This window comes from Microvirga medicaginis (assembly GCF_052658925.1).
In genome coordinates, this window is sequence record NZ_JBQWEL010000057.1 from 1 (window position 1) to 1,223 (window position 1,223).

Annotated in this window: 1 protein-coding gene; it reads left to right on the plus strand. The window is 69.2% G+C overall.

The features are described 5' to 3' along the window. Positions 1-5: 5 nt before the first annotated feature. Positions 6-1,211, plus strand: a complete 1,206-nt coding sequence (gene pcaF / locus ACUXUR_RS26735) for a 3-oxoadipyl-CoA thiolase (RefSeq protein ID WP_445505378.1) — start codon at positions 6-8, stop codon at positions 1,209-1,211. Positions 1,212-1,223 lie beyond the last annotated feature (12 nt).

A 1,223-nucleotide genomic window follows, 5' to 3' on the forward strand; every position in this document is an offset into this window, starting at 1 on the left:
CTGAGATGCGAGAGGCTTACATCTGCGCTTATGTTCGCACGCCGATTGGCCGCTACGGCGGTTCCCTGTCGAGCGTGCGGACGGACGATCTCGCCGCCGTTCCTCTCAAGGCCCTGATGCAGCGCCACGCGGCCATCGACTTCGCGGCCGTCGATGACGTGATCTTCGGCTGCGCCAACCAGGCCGGCGAGGACAACCGCAACGTCGCCCGCATGGCGCTGCTGCTGGCCGGACTGCCCGGTTCCGTGCCCGGCACCACGATCAACCGCCTCTGCGGCTCGGGCATGGACGCGGTGATCACCGCCGCGCGGGCGATCAAGGCCGGCGAGGCGGAGTTGATGATCGCCGGCGGCGTCGAATCCATGTCGCGCGCCCCCTTCGTTCTGCCCAAGGCCGAGTCGGCATTCTCGCGTGCCGCCGAGATCCACGACACCACTATCGGCTGGCGCTTCATCAACCCGCTGATGAAGAGCCAATACGGCGTCGACTCGATGCCCGAGACCGGCGAGAACGTGGCCGAGGAATATCGCGTCGCGCGCGCCGATCAGGATGCTTTTGCCCTGCGCTCTCAAGCGAAGGCCGCCGCCGCGCAGGAGCGGGGACGTTTTGCGCACGAGATCGTCCCCGTCACCATCCCCAGGAAGAAGGGCGATCCGGTGGTGGTGGACCGCGACGAGCATCCGCGCGGCGACACCACCCTGGAGCAGCTCGCCAGGCTGCCGACGCCGTTCCGCCAGGACGGCACGGTCACGGCCGGCAACGCCTCGGGCGTGAACGACGGCGCGGCGGCGCTCATCATCGCCTCGGAGGAGGCGGTGCGGACATACGGGCTCGAACCCATCGCGCGCGTGGTCGGGGGAGCCGCCGCGGGGGTGCCGCCGCGCATCATGGGCATCGGCCCGGTGCCGGCCACGCGCAAGCTGTGCGCGCGGCTTGGGCTGAAGCCCACGGATTTCGATGTGGTGGAGCTGAACGAGGCGTTTGCCAGCCAGGGCATCGCGGTGCTGCGCGAGCTGGGGATTGCGGAGGAGGCGGAGCACGTCAATCCGAATGGCGGGGCGATTGCGCTCGGCCATCCGCTCGGCATGTCGGGCGCTCGCATCACCGGCACGGCGGCGCTGGAGCTGAAGTTGAGGGCCAGGAAGCGTGCGCTCGCCACCATGTGCGTCGGCGTGGGGCAGGGCATCGCGATTGCGCTTGAGGCGGTCTGATTATTGAGGAGC